This window comes from Halosaccharopolyspora lacisalsi, from assembly GCF_014137975.1.
GTDB classification, from domain to species: domain Bacteria; phylum Actinomycetota; class Actinomycetes; order Mycobacteriales; family Pseudonocardiaceae; genus Halosaccharopolyspora; species Halosaccharopolyspora lacisalsi.
Window position 1 is genome coordinate 269,489 of record NZ_JACGWZ010000001.1, and the last position, 22,582, is coordinate 292,070.

The 22,582-nt window shown below is 71.0% G+C and carries 21 protein-coding genes; 12 read left to right on the forward strand and 9 right to left on the reverse strand.

Annotated elements, in window-relative coordinates:
* The first annotated feature begins 147 nt into the window (after positions 1-147).
* Together FHX42_RS01350 and FHX42_RS01355 are read left to right on the forward strand one after the other, a co-directional pair.
* Positions 148-315, forward strand: coding sequence for a DUF3117 domain-containing protein (locus FHX42_RS01350; protein ID WP_182542297.1), 168 nt, complete (start codon positions 148-150; stop codon positions 313-315).
* Positions 316-349: 34 nt separating this feature from the next.
* Complete coding sequence (locus tag FHX42_RS01355; RefSeq protein ID WP_328795833.1) at positions 350-1,918, forward strand: leucyl aminopeptidase family protein; 1,569 nt, start codon at positions 350-352, stop codon at positions 1,916-1,918.
* 269 nt (positions 1,919-2,187) lie between these two features.
* Here the strand turns inward: FHX42_RS01355 and FHX42_RS01360 are convergent, their stop codons facing one another.
* Positions 2,188-3,114: a LysR family transcriptional regulator gene (locus FHX42_RS01360; protein ID WP_182542299.1), complete on the reverse strand. Its 927-nt coding sequence runs from the start codon at positions 3,112-3,114 to the stop codon at positions 2,188-2,190.
* A 66-nt stretch (positions 3,115-3,180) separates the two neighbouring features.
* On the opposite strand from FHX42_RS01360, the gene FHX42_RS01365 reads away from it, so the two are divergent.
* Positions 3,181-4,395 (forward strand): MFS transporter, encoded by a 1,215-nt coding sequence (locus FHX42_RS01365; RefSeq protein ID WP_328795834.1) that lies wholly within the window; start codon positions 3,181-3,183, stop codon positions 4,393-4,395.
* Between the two features lie 148 nt (positions 4,396-4,543).
* Positions 4,544-5,650 carry a maleylacetate reductase gene (locus tag FHX42_RS01370; protein WP_182542301.1) on the forward strand — a complete coding sequence of 369 codons (1,107 nt, stop codon included), beginning with the start codon at positions 4,544-4,546 and terminating at the stop codon, positions 5,648-5,650.
* A gap of 96 nt (positions 5,651-5,746) precedes the next feature.
* Here the strand turns inward: FHX42_RS01370 and tatB are convergent, their stop codons facing one another.
* The 4 genes from tatB to sigE form a co-directional block, all read right to left on the reverse strand.
* Entirely contained in the window at positions 5,747-6,142 is a 396-nt protein-coding gene (gene tatB, locus FHX42_RS01375; protein ID WP_182542302.1) for a Sec-independent protein translocase protein TatB, read from the reverse strand.
* Positions 6,143-6,231: 89 nt separating this feature from the next.
* The gene (locus tag FHX42_RS01380; RefSeq protein ID WP_182542304.1) at positions 6,232-7,869 is read right to left on the reverse strand and encodes a trypsin-like peptidase domain-containing protein; all 1,638 of its coding nucleotides are present in this window, start codon (positions 7,867-7,869) and stop codon (positions 6,232-6,234) included.
* 230 nt (positions 7,870-8,099) lie between these two features.
* Positions 8,100-8,876: an anti-sigma factor family protein gene (locus FHX42_RS01385; RefSeq protein WP_182542306.1), complete on the reverse strand. Its 777-nt coding sequence runs from the start codon at positions 8,874-8,876 to the stop codon at positions 8,100-8,102.
* The gene (gene sigE, locus FHX42_RS01390; protein WP_182542308.1) at positions 8,873-9,532 is read right to left on the reverse strand and encodes an RNA polymerase sigma factor SigE; all 660 of its coding nucleotides are present in this window, start codon (positions 9,530-9,532) and stop codon (positions 8,873-8,875) included. Before sigE ends, FHX42_RS01385 begins: the two co-directional genes overlap by 4 nt.
* A 243-nt stretch (positions 9,533-9,775) precedes the next feature.
* Between sigE and FHX42_RS01395 the strand changes: the two genes are divergently transcribed.
* Positions 9,776-10,390 carry an O-methyltransferase gene (locus FHX42_RS01395; RefSeq protein ID WP_182542310.1) on the forward strand — a complete coding sequence of 205 codons (615 nt, stop codon included), beginning with the start codon at positions 9,776-9,778 and terminating at the stop codon, positions 10,388-10,390.
* A 65-nt stretch (positions 10,391-10,455) separates the two neighbouring features.
* Here FHX42_RS01395 and FHX42_RS01400 read toward each other — a convergent pair whose 3' ends face one another.
* Positions 10,456-11,595, reverse strand: coding sequence for an Mrp/NBP35 family ATP-binding protein (locus FHX42_RS01400; RefSeq protein WP_182542312.1), 1,140 nt, complete (start codon positions 11,593-11,595; stop codon positions 10,456-10,458).
* Between the two features lie 158 nt (positions 11,596-11,753).
* Here FHX42_RS01400 and FHX42_RS01405 point away from each other — a divergent pair, with 158 nt between their 5' ends.
* Positions 11,754-12,242 (forward strand): MarR family winged helix-turn-helix transcriptional regulator, encoded by a 489-nt coding sequence (locus FHX42_RS01405; protein WP_328795835.1) that lies wholly within the window; start codon positions 11,754-11,756, stop codon positions 12,240-12,242.
* 26 nt (positions 12,243-12,268) lie between these two features.
* On the opposite strand, the gene FHX42_RS01410 is transcribed toward FHX42_RS01405, so the two are convergent.
* Together FHX42_RS01410 and FHX42_RS01415 are read right to left on the reverse strand one after the other, a co-directional pair.
* Complete coding sequence (locus FHX42_RS01410) at positions 12,269-12,820, reverse strand: DUF1003 domain-containing protein (protein ID WP_182542314.1); 552 nt, start codon at positions 12,818-12,820, stop codon at positions 12,269-12,271.
* Positions 12,813-14,114: a magnesium transporter MgtE N-terminal domain-containing protein gene (locus FHX42_RS01415; protein WP_182542315.1), complete on the reverse strand. Its 1,302-nt coding sequence runs from the start codon at positions 14,112-14,114 to the stop codon at positions 12,813-12,815. Before FHX42_RS01415 ends, FHX42_RS01410 begins: the two co-directional genes overlap by 8 nt.
* Positions 14,115-14,269: 155 nt before the next feature.
* Here FHX42_RS01415 and FHX42_RS01420 point away from each other — a divergent pair, with 155 nt between their 5' ends.
* From FHX42_RS01420 to FHX42_RS01430, 3 genes are all read left to right on the forward strand, one after another.
* On the forward strand, positions 14,270-15,226 hold the full coding sequence (locus tag FHX42_RS01420) for an HpcH/HpaI aldolase/citrate lyase family protein (RefSeq protein ID WP_182542316.1): 957 nt from the start codon (positions 14,270-14,272) through the stop codon (positions 15,224-15,226).
* 87 nt (positions 15,227-15,313) lie between these two features.
* Entirely contained in the window at positions 15,314-18,643 is a 3,330-nt protein-coding gene (locus tag FHX42_RS01425; protein WP_182542319.1) for a patatin-like protein, read from the forward strand.
* Between the two features lie 311 nt (positions 18,644-18,954).
* Complete coding sequence (locus tag FHX42_RS01430) at positions 18,955-19,470, forward strand: general stress protein (RefSeq protein WP_182542321.1); 516 nt, start codon at positions 18,955-18,957, stop codon at positions 19,468-19,470.
* Between the two features lie 77 nt (positions 19,471-19,547).
* Here the strand turns inward: FHX42_RS01430 and FHX42_RS01435 are convergent, their stop codons facing one another.
* Positions 19,548-20,048, reverse strand: a complete 501-nt coding sequence (locus tag FHX42_RS01435; RefSeq protein WP_182542323.1) for a MarR family winged helix-turn-helix transcriptional regulator — start codon at positions 20,046-20,048, stop codon at positions 19,548-19,550.
* Between the two features lie 154 nt (positions 20,049-20,202).
* Here FHX42_RS01435 and wrbA point away from each other — a divergent pair, with 154 nt between their 5' ends.
* The 3 genes from wrbA (at position 20,203) to FHX42_RS01450 (ending at position 22,483) form a co-directional block, all read left to right on the forward strand.
* A complete protein-coding gene (gene wrbA, locus FHX42_RS01440; RefSeq protein ID WP_182542324.1) occupies positions 20,203-20,814 on the forward strand; it encodes an NAD(P)H:quinone oxidoreductase in 612 nt (203 codons plus the stop codon).
* A gap of 77 nt (positions 20,815-20,891) precedes the next feature.
* Positions 20,892-21,860 carry a ring-cleaving dioxygenase gene (locus FHX42_RS01445; RefSeq protein ID WP_182542326.1) on the forward strand — a complete coding sequence of 323 codons (969 nt, stop codon included), beginning with the start codon at positions 20,892-20,894 and terminating at the stop codon, positions 21,858-21,860.
* Positions 21,857-22,483, forward strand: a complete 627-nt coding sequence (locus FHX42_RS01450) for an alpha/beta hydrolase (RefSeq protein ID WP_182542328.1) — start codon at positions 21,857-21,859, stop codon at positions 22,481-22,483. Before FHX42_RS01445 ends, FHX42_RS01450 begins: the two co-directional genes overlap by 4 nt.
* The last annotated feature ends 99 nt before the right edge of the window (positions 22,484-22,582 follow it).

A 22,582-nucleotide genomic window follows, 5' to 3' on the forward strand; every position in this document is an offset into this window, starting at 1 on the left:
GCCACTCTTCGGTGGTATTCGACCAGCGCAGCCCGACACGAGTTGATCGGTTCGGTTTCGCGGCCACGTCCGGATGGGGGACAATGGGAGCGGACCAACTGGTCGTGCAGTCCAGTGGGTGGGAAGAGTTCACGGAGGGAGCACGCTATGGCGGCCATGAAGCCCCGGACCGGTGACGGTCCCCTCGAGGTCACGAAGGAGGGACGCGGAATCGTGATGCGCGTCCCGCTCGAGGGCGGTGGGCGTCTCGTCGTCGAGATGACGATGGAGGAGGCCACGAACCTGAGCGAGGCACTGAACTCCGTCACCGGCTGAGGCCGTCGAGAGCGAACGCGAGAAAGGTAGTGCTGTGCCCGGTTCTTCAGCGTCGGTACGGACCGACGATCCGGTGTTGCCCGCCATCCCGACCAGTCTGGTCGAAGTGGAGGTCGTCGAGCGGTGGCGAGACGGCGTACCCGCGATGGCTCCCGTCGCGGAGGTCGACGGTTCGACGGACCTGAGCACCCCGGCCGCGGCGCTCGACGTGGATGTCGCGGTGCTGCGGACGTTGGGTGCCACCGCTTCCGCGGGCGAGGTGCGCACCGTGCCGTTGGCCGACGAGGGCTTCGGTTGGGTGGTCGGTGTCGGTTCGGGAGAACCGGCGCAGTGGCGAAGGGCCGGTGCCGCGCTGGCTCAGGCGGTCCGGGAGCGACTGGGCGCGGACGACGGGGACGAGGCCGACCCGGACGACCTGGGTGACGCGCTCGATGCCGAGTACGTGCAGGTCCGGTTGCCCGCCGACGTCGACGCCGACACGGTCGCGGCGCTGACCCTGGGGTTGAGTCTGGGCGGCTACCGCTTCCGGGTCACCGCCGAGCAGTCCCCGCCGCGGCTGCGGAAGGCGCTGCTGGTGGCGCGGGAAGGCGCGGACGTGGACGAATTGCGGGAAACCGCGCGGCGTGCCCGGCACTCGGCGGCGGCCACGGCGCTGACTCGCGATCTCGCCAACGCCCCCTCCAACATCAAGGATCCGGCCTGGCTGACCACCACCGCCGCCGAGCTGGCCGCCGGGGTACCCGGTCTGCGGGCGAGCGTGCGCGACGAGAAGTGGCTGTCGGAGCGTGGTTTCGGCGGGATCCTGGCGGTGGGCGGCGGCTCGGCGCGGCCGCCGCGCCTGCTGGAGCTGAACTGGAGCCCGCCGGGAGCGGAATCCGCGCCGCACCTGGTGATGGTGGGCAAGGGCATCACGTTCGACACCGGTGGGATCTCGCTCAAGCCGGGTGACGGCATGGAGATGATGCGCACCGACATGGCCGGCGGCGGGGCGGTGATCTCCGCGTTGCTGACCATCGCCCGCCTCGAACTTCCGGTTCGGGTCACGGGGTTGGTTCCGGCGGCGGAGAACCACGTGTCGGGGTCGTCCTACCGCCCGGGTGACATCGTGCGGCATTACGGTGGCACCACCACGGAGGTGCAGAACACCGACGCCGAGGGCCGCATGGTGATGGCCGACGCGTTGGCCTACGCCGTGCGCCACCACGAGCCCGACATGCTCGTGGACGTGGCGACGCTGACCGGGGCGATGAAGGCGGCTCTCGGGCTGCGCATCGGCGGTGTCTTCGCCACCGACGAGGAACTCTCCGAGCGGGTTCGCCGGGCGGGTGAGCGCGCGGGGGAGAACTGGTGGCCGATGCCGCTGCTGTCCGACCACGCCGAGGACGTCCGCAGCGAGATCGCCGACGTGCGGCAGGCGGCTCCCGGGCCGGGCAACGTCATGGCCGCGCTGTTCCTGCGGGAGTTCACCGGGGGGCTGCCGTGGGCCCACCTGGACATCGCCGGGCCGGCTCGTGCGGACAAGTCCTACGCCGAGGTGGTTCCCGGGGCTACGGGATTCGCCGCCCGGACGCTCATCGAGTTCGCCGAGGACCTGTCTTCTTGACAGTCCTTTGATCGGCTTGCGCAGTGGGTCCCGTGGGGAACCTCAGGCGGGGTCTCGCTCCGGGACCTGCCACATCGAGTAGGCACCTACGCCACGTGGCAGCTGTCCTCGCGAGACCCGCACCTGAGAACCCCGGTGGGTCGGCTTGCGTGCATGGGGAGGAAGCGGCGGAACCGCTTCCCGGAAGACAAAGAACCCTGAAAAAGCGAAGAACGCTGTGGTGCGGAGCGTCGCTGCGAGGTTGTGCGGAACCGTGAGGCGTCACTTCGTCAGGGGATCCGGTCGTTCAGGGTGACGTCCTTGAAGGCGCGGGCGGCGGGGGGCAGTGGTCGCAGGGACGACCAGACGAGTCCGATCGTGCGATGCGCCGCCGGGTGCAGCGGGATCTCCGCCGTCCCCGGCACCGGTCCGGTGTCGGCCGGTGGAAGCAGGGCCACGCCGAGTCCCGCTGCCACCAGTCCTCGCACGGTGTCGACCTCCTCGCCCTCGAAGGCCAGGCGCGGCTCGAACCCGGCCCCGCCGGTGAGCTCGGTGAAGATCTGCCGGAGCCCGTAACCGGGGCGGGTGGCGATGAAGTCCTCGTCGGCGAGTTCGCCCAGCCGCAGCGTGTCCCGGCCGGCCAGCCGGTGATCGGTGTACAGCACCACCATGAGCTGTTGCCGGTGCAGGGCCACCGAGTCGAAGTGCTCCGCCCCGGTCGGCAGGGGCGAACTCAGGCACAGGTCGACCGAACCCTCGTGCAGCCGCGTGAGCATGTCCGTGCGCGCGCCCTGGACCAGGCCGAACCGGGCCCGCGGATGTCGCTCGCGGAAGTCGCTGATCAGGCCGGGAACCAGGATGCTGCCCATGGTGTGCTGAAAGCCGAGCACCACCTGTCCCCGTTGCGGATCCGTCTCCTCGAGCACGCCACGACATCCGGCCTCCAGGCCGCGCAGGGACTCGTCGGCCGCGTCGGCCAGCAGGCGTCCGGTGCGGGTGAGCCGGACACCACGGCCCTGCCGGAAGGTCACCGGTGTTCCCAGCTGCTCGGACAGCCGCGCCAGCGTGCGGCTCACGGTGGGCTGGGGCACCCCGAGCCGGTCGGCGGCGCGTGTGAGGTGTCCCTCCTCGGCCACGACACGCAGCAGGACCAGCGTGGGGCTCAGATGCGCCACGAGCTGGGAAACGTCCGGGGAGACGTCCGAATCATTCACCATGGTATCGATTGTGGCCCTCTGCTGCATTGGACGTATCAGTGGTGGCTTTCTAGCTTCGATGGTGTGGTGACGGAGACGGATACCGGCCGGATACGCAGGATTCGCGTGGCGCTGCTCGTCGGGGCGCTGGCCCTGTTCGCGCTGCTGTACATGCCGCAGCCGGTGCTGCCGCAGCTCGCCGCCGAATTCTCGGTGGCTCCCGGCACCGTGGCGCTGTTGGTCTCGGCGGGCACGCTCGGGCTGGCGCTGGCCGCCATCCCGCTGGGCACCCTGTCCGAGGCGGTCGGCCGTCGCCGCACGATGGTGACCTCGCTGCTGGTGGCCGAAGCGCTCGGACTGGTGTTGCCCTGGGTGCGCGACTTCCCCCTGATGGTGGGGATCCGGTTCGTCCAGGGGACGGCGGTGGCCGGACTGGCCGCGGTGGCAGTGGCCTACCTCGCCGACGAGACGGGCGGGAGGCAGCTCGGCACCACGATGGGGCTCTACGTCGCGGGGACCACCATCGGCGGCATGTCCGGTCGGATCCTGGGAGGGGTCGTCGCCGACTTCGCCGGATGGGCCGGCGGCATGATGGCGGTGTCCGCCCTGGCCGGGGTGTGCACGGTGCTGTTCGTGCTGCTGCTGCCCGTCGAACGCAGGCACACCAGGCAGCCGCTGCGCTGGAGGCCGCTGCTGGGCGGATTGCGGGCCGCCGTCGGTGACCCGCAGCTCTACGCGCCCTACTTGGTCGCCGTGCTGGGCATGGGGGCGTTCGTCACCGTCTACAACGTCCTCAGCTTCCGGCTGACCGCCCCACCGCTGCTGGTGCCGCCCGCGCTGGCGGCGCTGGCGTTCCTGGCCTACGCGGCGGGGACGGTGACCTCGGCGCTGGCCGGACGTGCCGCCGACCGCTGGGGCAGGGCACCGGTGCTGCTGTGCGGGCTGGCGATCATGACGATCGGACTGGTGACCATGCTGGCCGGGTGGCTCGGCGTCATCGTGGTCGGGCTGGTGGTGTTCACAGGTGGTTTCTTCACGGCGCACTCGGTGGCCAGCGGCTGGGTGGGGGAGCGGGCCTCGGAGTCGGCCAGGGGCCAGGCCTCGTCGCTGTACCAGTTCTGCTACTACGCGGGCAGCAGCGTGGGCGGGGTCGTGGGCGGCTCGGTCTACGCGGCGTGGGGGTGGCCCGCGATGACGGCGGTGCTGGCCTGCTGGGTGGCGGTCGCCGCCCTCGGCGTCGTCGTCGCGGCCGGTGGTCGACCGCGTCGGCGAGTCCCCGAACCGGTCCCGAGTCGAGCGTAGGGCGCCGATCACGGGTACCGGCCCCGCACGCCGGACACGGCACGGCGACCCGGGAAAATAGCTGCCCATCCGTGTTGGGCGGTTGCCCGGTTTCGCGCGAAACCGGGCAACACGCCGGGACCCACCGGGACGACAGGAGGACGAAGCTATGACGAGTACTACCGCGCGTGGGCAGGATCGACCGGACGACGCCTCCGTGACCGTCCACGAGTCCCTCGCGCAGCGTGCCCTGATCGGCCGGGACGCGATCGATCGCGCCGCCGACGAGGTCGATCGCGTCGGCGCGCGGCGGGTGCTGCTGGTCGCGACCCCGTCCGCCGCCGTGGCCGCCGAGCGGGTCGCCGAGGCGCTGGGGTCGTGGTTGGCGGCGCGCTTCGACCGGCCGGCGCCGCACACACCGGTCGCGGTGACCGCGGAGGTCATGGCGGTCGTCGAGGCGACCGGAGCGGACTGCGTGATCGCGATCGGAGGCGGTTCCGCGATCGGACTGGCCAAGGCGGTGTCGGTGCGAACCGGTGTGCCGCAGGTCGCGGTACCGACCACCTACGCCGGTTCCGAGGCCACTCCGGTCCTCGGGGAGACCGAGGACGGCGTCAAGACCACCCGCCGCGACTCCTCCCTGGTTCCCGGGGCGGTCGTCTACGACCCCGACCTCACCCTCGCGATGCCGGCGGGCCTGACTCGGACCAGCGCCCTGAACGCGCTCGCCCACGCCGTCGAGGCCCTGTGGGCGCCCAACGCCACTCCGGTCACCGACGCGCTGGCCACCGAGGCCGTCGGCGGCATCCTGAGCGCGCTGCCCGAGGTCCTCGACGATCCGACGGAGCCGGCTTCCCGCGGCCGCCTGCAGTCCGCCGCGTGGCTCTCCGGGCTCTGCTTGGCTCAGACCCGGATGGGCCTGCACCACCAGCTCGCGCACGTCCTCGGCGGCGCCTTCGACCTCCCGCACGCCGAGCTGCACACGATGTTGCTGGTGCCCGTGATGGCGTTCAACCTGCCGGAGGCGCCCGCGACGTTCGACCGGATGACCCGGGTCGTCGGACCTGACCCGGTCGCGGTGGTCTCCGAACTCGCCCACGGCCACGACGGGCCGACGACCCTCGCCGACCTGGGAGTGCCCCGCGCGGAGCTCCGCGGCATCGCCGAGCGCGTGGTGGCCGAGCCGTACCCGAACCCCCGGTCGCTGACCGTCGACGCGGTCGCGGCACTCCTCGACGAGATGTGGCAGGGCCGGTCCCGCAGCGGCCCCACGTGACCGGAAGCGGCGGAGCCGCTTGCCATCACGCATGCAGGTCGCGCCGGCTGAGGTTCCCCCACCCGGCCCGCTACGCGGGCCGTTTCACGAGGAGCCCTAAGTGGCGTCCGAGTCGAAGGGGGGCCGCTCGCCCGGTTCGAGGGAACTCCGAGTGGAGTCCGAACCGGGCTTGTGGCCGTTGGCCGGGTACTGGTTGCCCTTGTCGTCGAGGGCGTCGAGGGGATTCTCCCCGTCGAACAGGTGCTTGCTCACCGCGCTGCGCGCGTCGAAGTTGCGCAGCCCGCGCAGGTCCTCCAGCGGTTTGCGCAGCTCGTCGAACTCCGGGCCGAGCTCGGAACGCAGCTGATCGCGTGCTCCGGTGGCGTAATCCTTGACCTGCCGTATCGTTCTCCCCAGCCGCGCGGCGGCCGTGGGAAGCCGCTCCGGGCCGAGGATGAACAGACCGGCGACGATGAGAACGAGCAGCTCACCCCAGCCGATACTATCGAACACCTCGACTCCCTCCGGCTCGACGAGCGCGTACCGTGCCCCAGCCTACCTATACCCGGTGCTCGAAGGGAAAGGCTCTTCGAAAGGAGCCGCTATTCGAGCTTGGCTCGGACGACGAGTTCGCGTCCGCCGCGAACCACGGTGACCGGTACGGTCTCGCCGATCCGGTGCTCGTCGACCGCCACGATCAGTTCGTTGGCGCCGGTAACCTCCCGGTCGCCGACCTTGATGATGACATCGCCCTCGGCGATCCCGGCCGCCTCCGCCGCGCTGCCCCGCTGGACGTTCTGGACCTGGGCCCCCTTGGTCGAGCCGTCGGTGACGGACTTGGCGTTGACGCCGAGTCCTGCGTGGCGTACCTCGCCGGTGCGGATCAGCTGCTCGGCGACGCGCCGGACCTCGTCGACGGGGATGGCGAACCCGACGCCGATCGAACCGCCCTTGCCCGGCCCCACGGTGCGGATGGCGCTGTTGATGCCGACCACGGCACCGTTGCCGTCGACCAGCGGACCGCCGGAGTTGCCCGGGTTGATCGCGGCGTCGGTCTGGATGGCGTCGATGACCGCGTTGGTGTCGGTGCCCTCGCCGGCCAGCCGTACCGGCCGGTGCACCGAGCTCACGATGCCGCTGGTCACCGTGCTTTCCAGCCCCAGTGGTGAGCCGATGGCCACGACCTCGTCCCCCACGGCGAGGTCGTCGGAGGAACCGAGCTGGGCCACCGTGGGGTTGGCGACCTCGACCTTGAGCACGGCCAGGTCCGTCTTGGGGTCGCGCCCGACGATGCGGGCCGGGACCCTGCTCCCCTCGTTGAAGACGGTGTAGATCTCGGCGTTGGGGGTGTCCACGGCCATCGAGACCACGTGATTGTTCGTGACGATGTAGCCGTTGCCGTCGACGACGACCCCGGAACCGGTGCCGCCGGTCGAGCCCACCTGCACCTCGACGGAGACCACCGCGGGCACGACCCGCGAGGCCACCGTGGAGACGGAGCCGTTCGGGCGGTCCGCGCCGGGCTCGACCTTGGCCAGGGTGACGTCGGGGTCGGTCAGCGGATTGCCCTCCTCGGCGGTGATGCGGCCGACGAGACCGCCCGCCACCCCCAGCAGGAGTGCCACCGCGGCCAGGGCCGCCAGGGCACGCGGACGCACCCGGCGACCGAACAGCACCTCGCGCACGTTCAGCAACGGCCCGGTGCCGGGTTCCGCGGCGGACTCGTCGGCCTGCTCGTGCTGCGCGGGGGGACCGAGCACGGCCGCCGCGGCGGGGTCGCGCCACGGATCCCGCCGCTCGCTCCACAGCGCGGACTCGTCCCGGTCGCTCGACTCGCCCGGTGGCTGTTCACCGGGGGCGCGCTGCAGTGTCTCGTCGCTGTCCGGAGGCCGACCGAACGCTTTGGCCAGTGCCTCGGGGGGTGGTGGCCGCTGTTCGACCCCGTCGGCGGGTGCTGCGTCGCGCGCTCGCGGAGCGAAACTGCCCGCGACGCCCCGCGGACGGCCGAAGGCCGCCGATTGAGCCGGGTCCACGGGTGGCTGCCGGGGCGGTGCCGCCGGTTGTGCCGGGACACCGCGGGTCGACGGTCGTCCGCCGCCCTGCCAGGGATGACGAACCGAGCCGGGACCCGGTTCCGTGGGGGAGTGCGGCGATGCCGAAGCAGCCGTACCGTTCGTGCCGGTGACGCCGTCCTCGGAGTCGGAGCCCTGCGTGGACGTCCTCGGCTGCTCGTCGCTCATCGCTCCCCGGGCCTGTGTACGGATGGACCTCGTCGCCTGCCGCACGAGTGGATCACACGGAGTGCGGAAGTGCGCTCGCCGGTGTGAATGATCGCCGAGTTTTCACACGAACGGGTGAAGAACCGGTGATTCTCGGCGACGATCGCCCTGCCTTTCGTCCCCTGTCGAGACTCATTTTGCCCGGTATGGGGTGAAGTCCGCGTTGGGAGGGAGGTTCGCGGTCCGGTGTTTCAGCGCGCGGCGGAAATCGGAGTGGAAGTCGCGGCGCTCGAACTGGAAGCGGGGGGCGGCTGCTCGGCGCTCGGAGCGGAGCTGCGCGCGGACGTCACCACGGAGTGCTCCGGCGCGTGCCCCTTGCGGAGCAGGGGTCCGTCGATGGCGGTCCCGGTGGGGACCAGGTTGCTGGTGCGGGCGGTGTCGTTGCGCGGAAACGGCCTGGGAACCGTGGTGACCGCGTCGCGGGGTTCGTCACCGGGGACGTTGATGAAGGCCAGGGCTCCCAGCACGATGCCGGAGAAGACGACACCGGCGCCCTGCTTGGTCCGGCGTCCGTGCCCCTTCGGGTGCTCGGGGTGATCGGTGGCGGAGGTGCGCCTGTCGAAGGAGAGGTCACCTCCGAAGGAGCGTGTGCCACCACCCAGTGGAGTGCTCGATCCCGGTGTCGGGCCGGAACCGAAAGGGCGGGGCTTGCCACGGGATTCGAGCGTGACGAGTTGCCCGTCCTTGGTGAGGGCGAGCCCGTCGGGCTGGGCCGGTAATTCGGCCTCGGAGGGGATGGAACGCAGCGATTGCAACAGTTGGGAGGACATCTGGGGTGCCTCCGCCGTGCGCATCGCGGAACGGGCCTGTCGCTGTGCCGTGGCCTCGGCGGCGCAGTTCGGACAGCCGGCGAGGTGAGCGGCCGCGCGATCGTAGGCGTTCGGGGTCAGCTCGCCGTCGACGAAGGCGACGAGCGCGTCCAGCGCGAGGTGTTGTTCGGGCAGTCCCCACCCGCGCAGTCCTGTCATGCCGAATCCTCTCGTGCGCGCTCGCGGCGGGTCGCCAGCGCTGTCTTGAGCAGCTGCCGACCGCGATGGATCCGACTGCGTACGGTGCCCAGCTTGACGCCCAGCGTGGTGCCGATCTCCTCGTAGGAGAGGCCCTCCACGTCGCAGAGCACGATCGCGGCGCGGAACTCGGGTGCCAGCTCGTCCAGGGCCGCCTGCAGGTCGGGATCCATGTGGTTGTCGTGGTACACCTGCTCCGGACTGGGCCCCCGGCCCGGAATGCGGTCGGTGTCCTCCGGCAGCCCCTCCATGCGCAGGCGGGAACGGCGGCGGGCCATGTCCAGGAACAGGTTCGTGGTGATGCGGTGCAACCACCCCTCGAAGGTTCCCGGCTTGTAGGAGGCCAGGGAGCGGAAGACGCGGATGAACGTCTCCTGCGTCAGGTCCTCGGCGTCGTGCTTGTTGCCGGCGAGGCGGTAGGCCAGCCGGTACACCCTGTCGGCGTGCTGGCGTACCACCTCGTCCCAGGACGGCGGGGTCCAGGCCGCTTCCTCCGGGGTGGAGGTGGTGGGGTGCCGTTCGGCCTCGGACGCCTGGCCCGTCGACTGGACGGCCATCGGCTGGGTCGCGACCGATGGGCTGACTGTGGGCTGCGTTGCCGTCTGCTGGATGGCCATGTGGCGCGGGGGCACCTCCTGCGGGCGCTGTTGCACCCTGTTGAACGAACCCGATGCTCGTTGTGTTCCCGGATCCCGGCGAAAAGATGTCGCAGACTTCCGGTCGTGACACTTTCACTGTGCTCCTCGCGGGTGAGGCGACCGTGAAAACGAGCTGAGAGCAGCCTGAGAAAATGCGTCCCGGAGCGAAAATATGGCCCGCGTCGGTTACGAGAGATCCCCGCGACGATAGCCTGATGCACCGTGCTCCCCGAGATACCGCTCGGTGCCGAGTCGACACGTTCCGTCGGCGGTGTGGCACCCGACGTCGCCGACAAGTCGCCAGCCCCGGAGTCGTTGCCGGCCACGACCGAGGCGGCGCTGCGCTACCTGACCTCGGTGCTGCGTGCGCGAGCGGTCGTCGAGGTCGGGACCGGATCGGGGGCGACCTCGCTGGCCCTGCTCGAAGGGATGCACCCGGACGGCGTCCTGACCTCCATCGACATCGATCCCGAGGCGCAGCGGTTGGCCCGTGCGGCGTTCGCCGAGGCGGGGGTGCCCGCCAAGCGGACGCGACTGATCACCGGGCTCGCCCCGCAGGTCCTGCCCCGGCTCGCCGAGGGCGCCTACGACCTCGTGTTCGTCGACGCCGCCAAGCGGGAGTACCCGCGTTACCTGGAGCTGGGGGTCGAGCTGTTGCGGCTCGGCGGCACGATGGTGTTCACCGGTGTGCTCGCCGACGAGCCACACGACCCGGCCCGCCGCGATGTCGACAACCTGGCCCTGCAGGAGCTCGTCCGCGCCGTCGACGAGGACGAGCGCCTGCTGCCCGCCGTGTTTCCCGTGGGAGCGGGTCTGCTCGCCCTCGCCAGGGTGTGAGGGCTCGGGGTTCCCTGCGGCAAGCGCCGGTTCGTCCCGCCCGAGCCCTCCGCGAGGAGACCTCCTCAGGCGGGGGAGACCGACAGGAGCTGTCCGGACAGTCCGCGTGCGCGGGTGGACAGCTGCTTGGCGACGTCCTCGAGCGCGGTGGCGGCCGGGGACTCCGGGTGCTCCAGTACCAGCGGGTTGCCGCCGTCACCGGTCTCACGCACCCGGGGGTCCAGCGGCACCTGACCCAGCAGCGGCACGTCGGCGCCCATCGAGCGGGTCAGCGAGTCCGACACGATCTGCCCGCCACCGGAGCCGAAGACCTCCATCCGCTGGCCGTCCGGAAGCTCCATCCAGGACATGTTCTCCACGACACCGGCCAGTCGCTGACGGGTCTGCATCGCGATCGCCCCGGCCCGCTCGGCGACCTCGGCCGCCGCCTGCTGGGGAGTGGTGACCACCAGGATCTCGGCGTTGGGCATGAGCTGGGCCGTGGACAGCGCCACGTCGCCGGTGCCCGGCGGCAGGTCCAGCAGCAGCACGTCCAGGTCGCCCCAGAACACGTCGGACAGGAACTGCTGCAGTGCCCGGTGCAGCATCGGCCCGCGCCAGACCACGGGAGTGTTTCCCGGGGTGAACATGCCGATGGAGATCAGCTTCACGCCGTGCGCCTGCGGCGGCATGATCATGTTCTCCACCTGGGTGGGCTTGCTCTCCGTGCCGAGCATCCGGGGCACCGAGTGCCCGTAGATGTCGGCGTCGACGACCCCGACCGAGAGTCCTCGCCGCGCCATCGACACCGCCAGGTTGACCGTGACGCTGGACTTGCCGACGCCCCCCTTGCCGGAGGCCACGCAGTACACGCGGGTCATCGAGCCCGGCTCGGCGAAGGGGATGCGGGGTTCCTCGGCGTTGCCCTTGAGCTGCTTGCGGAGTTCGGTGCGCTGCTCGTCGCTCATCACGTCGAGGTCGACCGACACCGACCGGACGCCCTCGATCTCGGAGACCGCCGTGTCGACCCGCTTGGTGATGGTGTCCTTCATCGGGCAGCCCTGCACCGTGAGGTACACACCGACTTGGACGTCGCCGTCGTCACCGATCGAGATGTCGCGAACCATGCCGAGCTCGGTGATCGGCTTGTGGATCTCTGGGTCCTCCACCGCGCTCAGGGCCTGGCGGACGGCCTCTTCGGTAGGGGTGGGTTGCGTAGTGGTCACGGTTGCGTGACACCGACCTTTCCTGCGCTTGCCGTCACACCGTCATGCTACGGGCCACGGCGGTCGCTCCCACAGCCCGCGCGACATGTGGGAACGGACGTGAGCGAGGGGCGGTGCGCTTCGTGTTCACCCGGGTGTGTTCAGTAACATTCCGCCTCGTGGTCGAAAACGGTCCCGATCGATTACCCGGTCGCAACGAAATGGCGGCGTACCGCTGCTTCCTCCGGGCGCACGCCAGAGTCACCCGCTGCCTGGAGGGTGAGCTGCTCTCCGAGCAGCACCTGAGCCTGGCTGCTTACGAGGTGCTGGAGGCGCTGGAGCGGGCGCCGCGGCGGCGGTTGCGCATGACCGAGCTCGCCGACGCGGTGCTGCTGTCGCGCTCCGGGGTCACCAGGCTCGTCGACCGGTTGCAGCGGCTCGGGCTGGTGCGGCGCTCACGGGTGAGCTCCGACGGCCGCGGAGTGCTGGCCGTGATCACCGGACGCGGCCGGAGCAGGCTGGAGACCGCCTCCGTCAGCTACCTCGACGGTGTAGCGCGGTACTTCGTCTCCGTAGCCGGGGACGACCTGGAGGCGCTGGCGCGTACGTGCGAGCGGCTGGCGGCCGGAGGAGTACCCGCCCCGCCCAGTTCGGGCGTCCAGGCCTGAGCCGCGCGCGTCCGGTGACAGCGGCGTCACTCGTGTTCGGCGGGGTCGTCGCGAGTGGTTCCTGCGTCCGATCTCGACCCGCCGCGTCGTCGTCGTCCTCCGGAGCGCTCCGTACCGGGAAGTTCGTCGCGCAGCCGGTCCAGCTCGGTGCGCAGGTAGTCCCGCGTGGTGACCTCGCCGAGGGCCAGTCGCAGCGCGGCCAGCTCGCGGGCGAGGTACTCGGTGTCGGCCTTGGTCTGCTCCGCCCGTGCCCGGTCCTCCTCCAGCGACACCCGGTCCCGGTCGTCCTGCCGGTTCTGGGCCAGCAGGATCAGCGGCGCCGCGTAGGCGGCCTGGGTGGAGAACGCCAGGTTGAGCAGGATGAACGGGTAGGGGTCCCAGGCCAGCGAGACCGCGAAGAGGTTCAGCGCGATCCAGCTCACCACGAGCAGCGTCTGCCAGAACAGGAACGTGCCGGTTCCCAGGAAGCGGGCGATGCGCTCGGAGAGCCTGCCGAACATCTCGGGGTCGAAGGGGATGGCGAACCGCCGTGGTCGGCGAGGCTGGTCGAGTCGTCTCCTGGACGGGAGCTCAGGCATCCGCGTCCCCCGTGCCCTCGGCCGCGGCGGCCGTCTCCTCGCTGTCGGGGAGCCCGCCCTCGCGCCAGTTCTCCGGCAGCAGGTGGTCCAGGAGGTCGTCGACGGTCACCGCGCCGATGAGGTGCTCCTGGTCGTCGAGCACCGGGCCGCAGACCAGGTTGTAGGCGGCGAAGTAGCGGGTGACCTCGGTCAGCGTCGCCGTCGACGGCAGGCTGGCCAGGTCGGTGTCCAGCGCCCCGGCCACCAGGGTCGACGGTGGTTCGCGCAGCAGCCGCTGAATGTGGACGCATCCGAGGTAGCGGCCGGTGGGCGTCTCGGAGGGGGGGCGGCAGACGAACACCATGCTCGCCAGCCCCACCGGCAGTTCCGGATTGCGGACCATGGCCAGCGCCTCGGCGACGGTGGCGTCCGGACCGACGACGACCGGTTCGGGGGTCATGAGTCCGCCGGCGGTGTCGAAGGAGTACTCCAGGAGCCGCTTGACCGGAGCGGACTCCTCCGGCGACATCAGCTCCAGCAGCCGCTCCTTGTCCCCTTCGGCCAGCTCGGCCAGCAGGTCGGCCGCGTCGTCCGGGTTCATCGCCTCCAGCATGTCGGCGGCGCGTTCCTCGTGGAGGTGTTCGACCAGGTCCTTCTGGTCGTCCTCGGGCAGTTCCTCGACCACGTCGGCCAAGCGCTCGTCGTCGAGCGCCTCCGCGACCTCGTGGCGGCGCTTGGTGGGCAGTTCGTGCAGCGCGCTGGCGACGTCGACGGCTCGCATCGTGTCGAAGACGGTCAACAACTGGTTGACGTCCTGGGGCTGGCCGGTCAACTCCGCCACCGCGGGCCCGTTGACCTGGTCCCACTCGAGCACCTGCACGGGTCCGCGGCGCCCCAACCGCCCGGTGCGCTCCCGGACGGCGAGCTTGCCGATCCGCCAGTCCCGGGTACGGGTCTGCTCCAGCGCCGCGTCGATCAGCACGGCGGGGGTCTCCGACGCGGCCACCGTGACCCTGGCGTCGAGGAGCTGGCCGAGGACGAGGATCTCGTTGGGACGCTGGTGGAACTGGCGCATGTTCACGGTCCCGGTCGACAGCATGACCGCGTTCGCCTCGATACCGGTGACGCGCAGCATCGGCACGAAGATGCGGCGGCGGGTGGCCATCTCCGTGACCAGCCCGAGCACCCGGGGCGGCTGGTGGTCGGCACGCAGTCCCGCGACGACGTCGCGGACCCTGCCGATCGACTCGCCGTCCGGTCCGAACACGGCCAGTCCCGCCATCCGGGCCGCGAAGACTCTGGTCGTGCCTGCCACGCTGATCAGGCTAGTCGGTGCTGGCACCTCGGGCAGGCCGCTCGCCGCGGTCGCCGCTCGCGCGAAGCCGTGACGGTGACACGCGACATGCCCGTGCCGGGCGAGCGCGTGGTAGACACGGTGCGAACGTCGGACGTTCCCGAGGAGGCATCGCAATGGTCGAGAGGCAGCGTTCGCGCCGCACCTGCCTGGCCGTGCCGGGCTCCAGCCCGAAGATGATCGGCAAGGCCAGGGGGCTGGACGTCGACCAGTTCTTCCTCGACCTGGAGGACGCGGTGGCCCCCGGGGCCAAGGACCAGGCCCGCGAGACGGTGATCGAGGCGCTGAACGCGGGTGGCTGGGACGGCAAGACCCGCACCGTGCGGGTCAACGATCTCGGTACCCGCTGGACCTACCGCGACGTGATCGAGGTCGTCGAGCGCGCCGGAGCGGAACTCGACACGATCATGCTGCCGAAGGTGCGCGGCACCGACGAGGTGCGCTGGCTCGATCTGACGCTGAACCAGCTGGAGACGGCGCTCGGACTTCCCGTGGGCGGAATCGGCATCGAGGCCCAGATCGAGGACGCCAGGGGACTGGTCGAAGTGGACGCCGTCGCGGCGGCCTCGTCGCGGCTGGAGACGCTCGTGTTCGGCCCGGCCGACTTCATGGCCTCGATCAACATGCGTTCGCTCGTGGTCGGCGAGCAACCGCCGGGCTACGACGTCGGCGACGCCTACCACTACACGCTGATGCGCCTGCTCATGGCCGCGCGGGCCCACGACCTCCAGGTGCTGGACGGGCCGTACCTGCAGATCAAGGACGTCGAGGGACTGCGGCGGGTGGCCGGGCGGTCGGCGGCACTGGGCTTCGACGGCAAGTGGGTGCTGCACCCCGACCAGGTCGAGGCCGTCAACGAGCTCTTCTCGCCGAGCCAGCGCGACTACGACCACGCGGAGAACATCCTGGAAGCCTACGAGTGGCACACCTCCGCGGCCGGAGGGATGCGCGGGGCGGCCATGCTCGGTGACGAGATGATCGACGAGGCCTCCCGCAAGATGGCGCTGGTCGTCGCGGGCAAGGGGCGCGCGGCGGGACTCGAGCGAAGCGACCGCTGGACGCCGCCGGACTGAAGCCTCCACTCGGCCGTTCCGAGCGAGGTGTTCGCACGGTAGTTTTCCCGTCGCGAAGGCAGGTTTCGAGCGAGGGCGGGTTCGGCGATGACCTCGGACACGGACGGGCGCGATCAGCGACAGCTGCGGCTGGCGCTGGGGATGCGCGGTGGGGCCAGCATGGCGGTGTGGATCGGCGGCGCGGTCGCCGAGATCGACCACTTGCGCGAGGCGATGGCCGATCCCGAGACCGGGCAGCCGGACCCGTCCCCCTGGGCGAGACTGGCCCGGCTCGCCGGGTACGAGTCCGTGGACGTCGACGTCCTGGCCGGTGCCTCGGCGGGAGGTCTCAACGCCACCCTGCTGTCGGCCTCGCTCGTCTACGGAATGCCGTTCGACTCGATGCGGCAGACCTGGGTGCGGCTGGCGGACCTGGAGGCGATGGCCCGGCCGGTGCCGAAGTTCTGGAACCGGCGTCCCCGATCGCTGCTGGAGGGCGACGCCTACTTCCGCCCCGAGCTGGCCCGCACGCTGCTCGACCGGATTCCGCCGTCCGAGCAAGCGCGCTCCGGCAGACTGGACACGCTGCTCACGGCGACCCTGCTGGAGCCGGTGGCGCGGCACGATCTCGACGGCAACGCCGAGCCGATCCTCACGCAACGCCGCCGTGCCTCCTTCCGGTTCCGCCATCGGGGCCGCCCGGGTCACCCGCTGTCCGACTTCGGTGACACCGAACGGCTCACCACCACGGTGGAACAGCTCGCCCAGGCGGCTCGCACCACCTCGTCGTTCCCGGTGGCCTTCGAACCCGGCGAGATCCACTCCGCCCGCGGCGACCCGCCGCGGGGCGTGCCGAACATGTACGGCCTGTTCTCCGAGACCGCCGCGTCCACCGATTCACCGACGTACCGGGTTTTCGACGGCGGGGTGCTCGACAACATTCCGGTGACCGCGGCGATCCGCTCGATCACCGGGTCGATGGCCGACCGGCCCGTGGACCGCTGGCTGCTGTATCTGAATCCCGATCCGGCCACCGACGACGCGGGACGGCGTCACCGGCGGTGGTTCGCGCTCCCGGTCGCGCTGGCCGCGTTGCGGGCCAGGTCGGGGCAGGAGAGCCTGCTGTCCGATCTCGAAGCCCTGCACCGGCACAACGACTCGGTCCAACGTGGGGAGATGCGCCGGCGGGCTCTGTACGCAGGGTTGAACTCCGCGTCACCGCGGGAGCGCGCCGGTGAGCTCGCGCGGCGCGTGGAGGTGGTGCGTGACGAGCACGCGCTGGTGCGGGCGGAACTGGACGCGCGAACGGTCCGCGACATCCTGACCGATCCGAACAAGCAGGAGGAGAGCCCACTCCTCGAGCCGGTGGCCGGGGATCCGCTCGAAGGCTGGCCGTCGCGGGTTCGCGACGAGTTGGGGACGCGGCTGTCCGAGCGGTTCGCCCACCGCGCCGGGACGGACCCCCGGACGGTCCTCGACGGGGTGCGCAGTCTGCTGTCCGGTGTGGACGAGTGCCTCGGTTGGGCGCGGGACGTCGAGCACCGCACGGCTCACCCCCGGGAGGTCGGGAACTGCAAGGCGGCGCTGTACCGGCTGCGGACGGTCGGCGAGTTGCTGCACGGGCACGGCGACCGGTACTGGATCACGGGCGCGCGACTGGAACCGATCACCCAGTTCGCCGAGCTCGACGACTGGACGGACCGGGTGCTGGAGCGCCGGCTGCGGCTGTGGCACCACCTGCCCGCTCCGGTCGGGCCGCTGCTGGCCGCCGTGCTGGCCGCGGTCGAGGAGGAGGACGGGCTGCCGGGGCAGTGGTTCCAGCAGGCCCTGACCGACCTCGCCGCCGAGCTGTCCTCCATCGTGGACTCCTCCGGTGCGGACGCCGCCGCGAGCAACGACGACCACGTCGACGCGGTCGCCGAGGCCACCGCGGTGCTGAACCGGATCGCGGTCCGGCTGGCCGCCGTGGCGCCGGAGCGCGACACGATCACCGAACCCCACGAAGTCGGCTACTCCCTGCTCGAACAGGAGCCGGCTGAGCAGTTGACCGCGGTGCTGCGCCGGTTGGTGATACTCACGGTGCCCTTGGAGGTCGACGGTGTCCGGGGTTCACGCATCAAGTTCCTGCGGGTGACCAGCGACGCGGACACACCGCTGCCGTTCGACGCGCTCCTCACCCGCGGACACGTGAATACGGCGGACAAGGTGCGGGGATCCACCCTCGGCGGCTTCGCCGCGTTCCTGTCGGCGAAGTGGCGAGCCAACGACTGGATGTGGGGGCGGATGGACTCCGCGTCCACCCTCGTCGACCTGCTCCTCGATCCGGAGCGCCTCGTGCGGTACAACGCCGAGCTCGGTGCCGAGGGCCTCGGCGACGCCATCCAGGCCGTGGTCAGTCGCCCCACGCCGGCGGAGGGGCGCAACGGCGAGCAGACCAGGCGGTGGCGGGAGTTCCTCGCCGAACGCTGGGCCGATCGTGCCGGCGAGGTCCGCGCCGAGCTCGACGCGCTGTTCGAGCGGCCCGGGGGGCGGCATCCGCTGACCGAGACCAGGAAGGTCGTCCTCGAGCGTCTCCAGTGGACGATCGCGGCGGCCGAGGTCCCGTTCGTGACGGAGGTGAGCTCCGGTGCGGCTCCCGACGCGAGCCCGACTCCGGTGGCCGCGGAACCGAACCGGTTGGCCACCGACGTGCGGAGCTACGACGTCGGGCGGCAGCGGGTCGACGACCTCGGTGAGCGGCGCAGGGCCTCGACGGCGACCCGGTTCGCGCTGATCGCCTACCGAGCCGTCGTCCCCGGCCGACGCGGTGTGGCCGCGTCGCTGGCCAGGTGCGCCATGACGGTGCTGAAGCCGGTGGTGATGGCCGTCGTGTTCGCCTTCGCCGCCCCGCTGCGTGCGGCGGCGGTGTCCTTCGCCGCCGCCACGGGGGTGGCGTTGACGGCGGATTCGGTGCCCGCGACCCGGTCGGTCCTGCTCGACCTGGCGGGATCGTCGTTCGGGCACGGCGCCTACGTCGCGGCGGCGCTGGCCGTGCTCGCCGCCCCGTGGTTGGGCTGGCAGCTCGCCGGGCGGACGAGCCGGGGTCCGGCGCGGTGGGGAGTGGCACTGGTCGCGGCGGCGGTACTGATCGTGCTGGGGTACTGGCCGCTGAGCACGGGGATCCGGATCGGTCCGGTCGTGCTCGCGGCCCTGGCCGTGGCGCTGACCTGGTTCGCGACCCTGGCCTACCGTCCCGGTGGCAGGATCGCGGCCACCGGGCTCACGGCGATCGTGCTGGTCGCGTCGCTGTGGGGGCTGATGGCGGGGGTGTTCTCCGTCGGCGGATGGGTCCTCGTCTCCTTCGCGGCGAGCGCTTATGCCCACATGCTGTTGCAGAGCACTGTCGACGTCCTGCGCCCGCGGCCCCGTTCCGAGCGGTCCGCGACCGAGGGCTCGTGAGTTTCGCGACTCCGTCCGCGTGATCGGTGCCGTGGTCCGGGAGCCCCGCATACGCTGTGACCACGATGATCGATCGGGCAGGTATAGGCACGGATGCGAGGGGGTACTCTCGGTGTGAGACGGGACTCGCCCACGTCGGGCGGGCCCTGCGGTGCCACGCTGCGCCGGGCCCCGCGCCGCGCCGGGTGGCACCTCGCCATGACCATACCGCCGTACCCGTATCGCCGTACCCGTACCGATGTGCCGCACAGCCCCATGACCACTGCCGAGCCACCCGAATCCGGGTAGCCAGTTCCACGGAGGTGTCAACGGTGTCCAGCCCGTTTTCCGGCTCCGCCCGGTCGACGCCGGGCGGCCCGAACCTTCCCACTCCGCCGACGGGTTGGCCCATCGGCTCGTACGGCAAGTACGAGGAGGCCCAGCGTGCGGTCGACCACCTGGCCGACAACGAGTTCCCGGTCCAGGAGGTCACCATCGTCGGTGTGGACCTGATGCTCGTCGAGCGCGTCACCGGTCGGCTGACCTGGGCGCGCGTGCTCGCTCAGGGTGCGGGTTCCGGCGCGTGGCTCGGTCTGTTCGTCGGCCTGTTGCTGACGATCTTCTCCACCCAGGCGACCTGGATCTCCCCGCTGCTGGTCGGCGTGGTCGCCGGTGCGGTCTTCGGCATGGTCTTCGCCGCCATCAGCTACGCCGCGATGCGGGGCCGTCGCGACTTCTCCTCGGCCAGCCAGCTCGTCGCCGGGCGTTACGACGTGCTGGCCCAGCCCGACCACGCCGAACAGGGCCGCGAGATGCTCGCCCGCCTGGCCATGCGTCCGGCCCAGTGAGGTCGTGACAGCGGGCGGTCGTGACGACGCGGTCACGCGCGAAGCCGCGTCACCGCCGCCCCGCGGACGGGTGAAGATCACCCTTCCGCGTCCTCGGCGCCGTTGGCCGTGCGGAGGGTGCGCATGGCCGTGGCCAGGGACGCGGACATCTCCGTGCCCAGCGGATCCAGCACGCGATGACGCAGGATCTCGGCGCAGGCCCGCCTGGACCGCTCGGCGGTGTCGCGTCCGTGCTCGGTGAGCACGGCGTAGGTGACCCGGCGGTCGTGCTCGCAGGGCTCGCGCCGGATCAGCCCCGCGGCCACCAGGCGGTCGGCGACCTTGGTGAATCCCCCGCTGCTGAGTGCGGCCTCGTGGGCCAGGCGGGTCATCGGTAACCGGTGCTCGGGGGAGCGGACCAGGCGCAGCAGGATGTCGAAGGCCGCTGGGGTGAGATCGAAGCGCCGTCCGATCTCGGTCATCAGCCGCTCCTGAGTGACGTGGTAGCCCTCGATGACCAGGCCCCACCAGGTGACGATCTCGTCGTCACCGGTGTCGGGGGCTTCCTCGGCGTTCACTGCCAGCTCCTCTCGCCGCATGGTGGCACCTCTCGACCGTACCGCCCGGACTTTTCGGGTGAAACCTCTTACCTGCCTGAGAAGTATCTTGCAGGAAAGAGTTTTTCTGGGTAGTGTCCGCCCCGACGGCCGGCCAGGTCCGTCTCCCCGCAGGACACGAAACAGGAGCGTTGTCATGAGTGAGCCCGTCAAGCTCAGCGTCGTCTACTACTCCTCGACCGGGAACATCGCCGAGATCGCCAACGCGCTGGTGGCCGAAGCCGAGGCCGCCGGTGCCGAGGTGCGGCTGCGCAGGGCGCCCGAACTGGCTCCCGACGCGGCCGTCGACTCCAACCCGGCCTGGCGCGCCCACCTCGAGGCCACCCGCTCGGTACCCGAGGTGACCGCCGAGGACGTGGTGTGGGCCGACGCGGTGCTCTTCGGTTCGCCCACCCGCTACGGCAACATCGCCGCGCAGCTCAAGCAGTTCATCGACTCGCTGGGCGGTGAGTGGCAGCAGGGCCTGCTGGCCGACAAGGCCTACAGCGGGTTCACTTCCAGCGCCACCCAGCACGGCGGTCAGGAGTCGACGCTGTTGGCGCTGTACAACTCGATCCACCACTTCGGCGGCATCATCGTCAGCCCCGGCTACACCGACGGTTCGAAGTTCGTCGACGGCAACCCCTACGGAACCAGCCACGTCGATGCCCAGGGCGAGATCAAGGTGGGCGAGCAGACCCGCACGGCCGCCGCCGTGCAGGCCAAGCGCGTCGTCAGGGTCGCGGCAGCGCTCAAGGGAGCGGCCTGACCAGCGGTAGCGACGGAGTCGGGCGGTTCCGGCCGAAGCCGCCCGGCCTCCTCCCGGCAAGCCCCCAGGAGGGTGCCATGACCATCGCGACCAATGGCCTGCACCACGTCACCGCCATCGCGGGTGACCCGCAGCGCAACGCCGACTTCTACCTGAAGACGCTGGGCCTGCGGCTGGTGAAGTCCACGGTGAACTTCGACGACCCCGGTACCTACCACCTCTACTACGGCGACGAGGCCGGGCGCCCCGGTTCGCTGATGACCTTCTTCCCGTTCCGGGGAGCTCCGCGCGGCAGGCAGGGCACCGGCCAGGCCACCACGACCTCGTTCTCCGTGCCCGAGCACTCGATCGGCTGGTGGTACCGCCACCTCGAAAGCGTCGGTGTCGAGGTCGGCCGGATCCAGAACCGCGACGGCGAGGACGTGCTGACGTTCCGCGACCCCGACGGGCTCGTGCTCTCGCTGGTCGCCCACCCCCAGGGCGATCCGCGCGCGCCCTGGGACAACGGCATCGTCCCCGCCGAGCACGGCATCCGCGGCCTGCACTCGGTGACCCTCTCGGTGTCCCGGGAGGAGGCCACCTTCGGGATGCTGAACAAGCTGGGACTGAACCTGGTCTCCGAGCAGGAGAACCGCTTCCGGTTCGCCGCCGCCGACGGCGGTCCCGGATCGTTCGTCGACGTGCTCGTGACTCCGCGGGAGCCCGAGGGATTGGTCGCGGCCGGGACGGTGCACCACGTGGCCTGGCGCGCTCCCGACCAGCCGACGCAGGCGACTTGGCGCGCGGAACTAGCGGAAAGCGGTGTTCGCCCGACCTCCATCCTGGACCGCCAGTACTTCCGGTCGGTCTACTTCCGCGAACCCGGCGGCACGCTGCTGGAAATCGCCACCGACGATCCCGGCTTCACCGCTGACGAGCCGCTGCTGGAGCTCGGTCGCGCACTTAAGCTTCCGCCGTGGCTGGAGCCCAGCCGCGAACAGATCGCGGCTGGGCTGCCTGCGCTGAACCTGCCCGCCGAGAACAACCCCGAGGAGTTGCCGGCATGACCGAACTGTCGCTCCGCCACGAGTTCACGCCCGCTACCAGGGACGCCCCGGTGCTGCTGCTGTTGCACGGAACGGGGGGAACTCCCGGGGACCTGGTCGATCTCGGTCGTCAGCTCTCCCCGGACTCCGCGATGCTGGCTCCGGCGGGGCCGGTCTCGGAGAACGGGGCGCCGCGCTGGTTCCGGCGCGAGGCGGAGGGCGTTTTCGACACCGAGGACGTCGTCGCGCGCACTCACCAGCTCGCCGACTTCCTCGGTGAGGCCCGCGAGCACTACGGAATCTCGACGCAGCGACTCGTGGCGGTCGGCTTCTCCAACGGCGCGAACATCGCGGCGGCGTTGACGTTGCTGCGTCCGGACGTGCTGCGGGAGGCGGTGCTGTTCGCCGCGATGTTGCCGGTGCCGGATCCGCCCCGCGACGATCTCACGGGCAGCAGGGTGTTCCTGTCCAACGGGCAGCGCGACCCGATGGCTCCGAACCAGTCGGTCGACGAGTTGGTGTCGGCGCTGCGCGAGCGCGGTGCGGGGGTTTCGGCGCACCGCCATTCCGGGGGCCACCAGATCGTGGCGGACGACGTGGACCGGGCCTGGGAGTGGTTGCACACCAGTACCGCCTCGGTGTGACCGGCGCCGGCGTGACCGTCGAGCCGGCCGGTGCGGCGGGAAACGGTCATGCCGGCACCACGAAGGGCCTGACTGTGACGATAAACACACGGAGCGTCG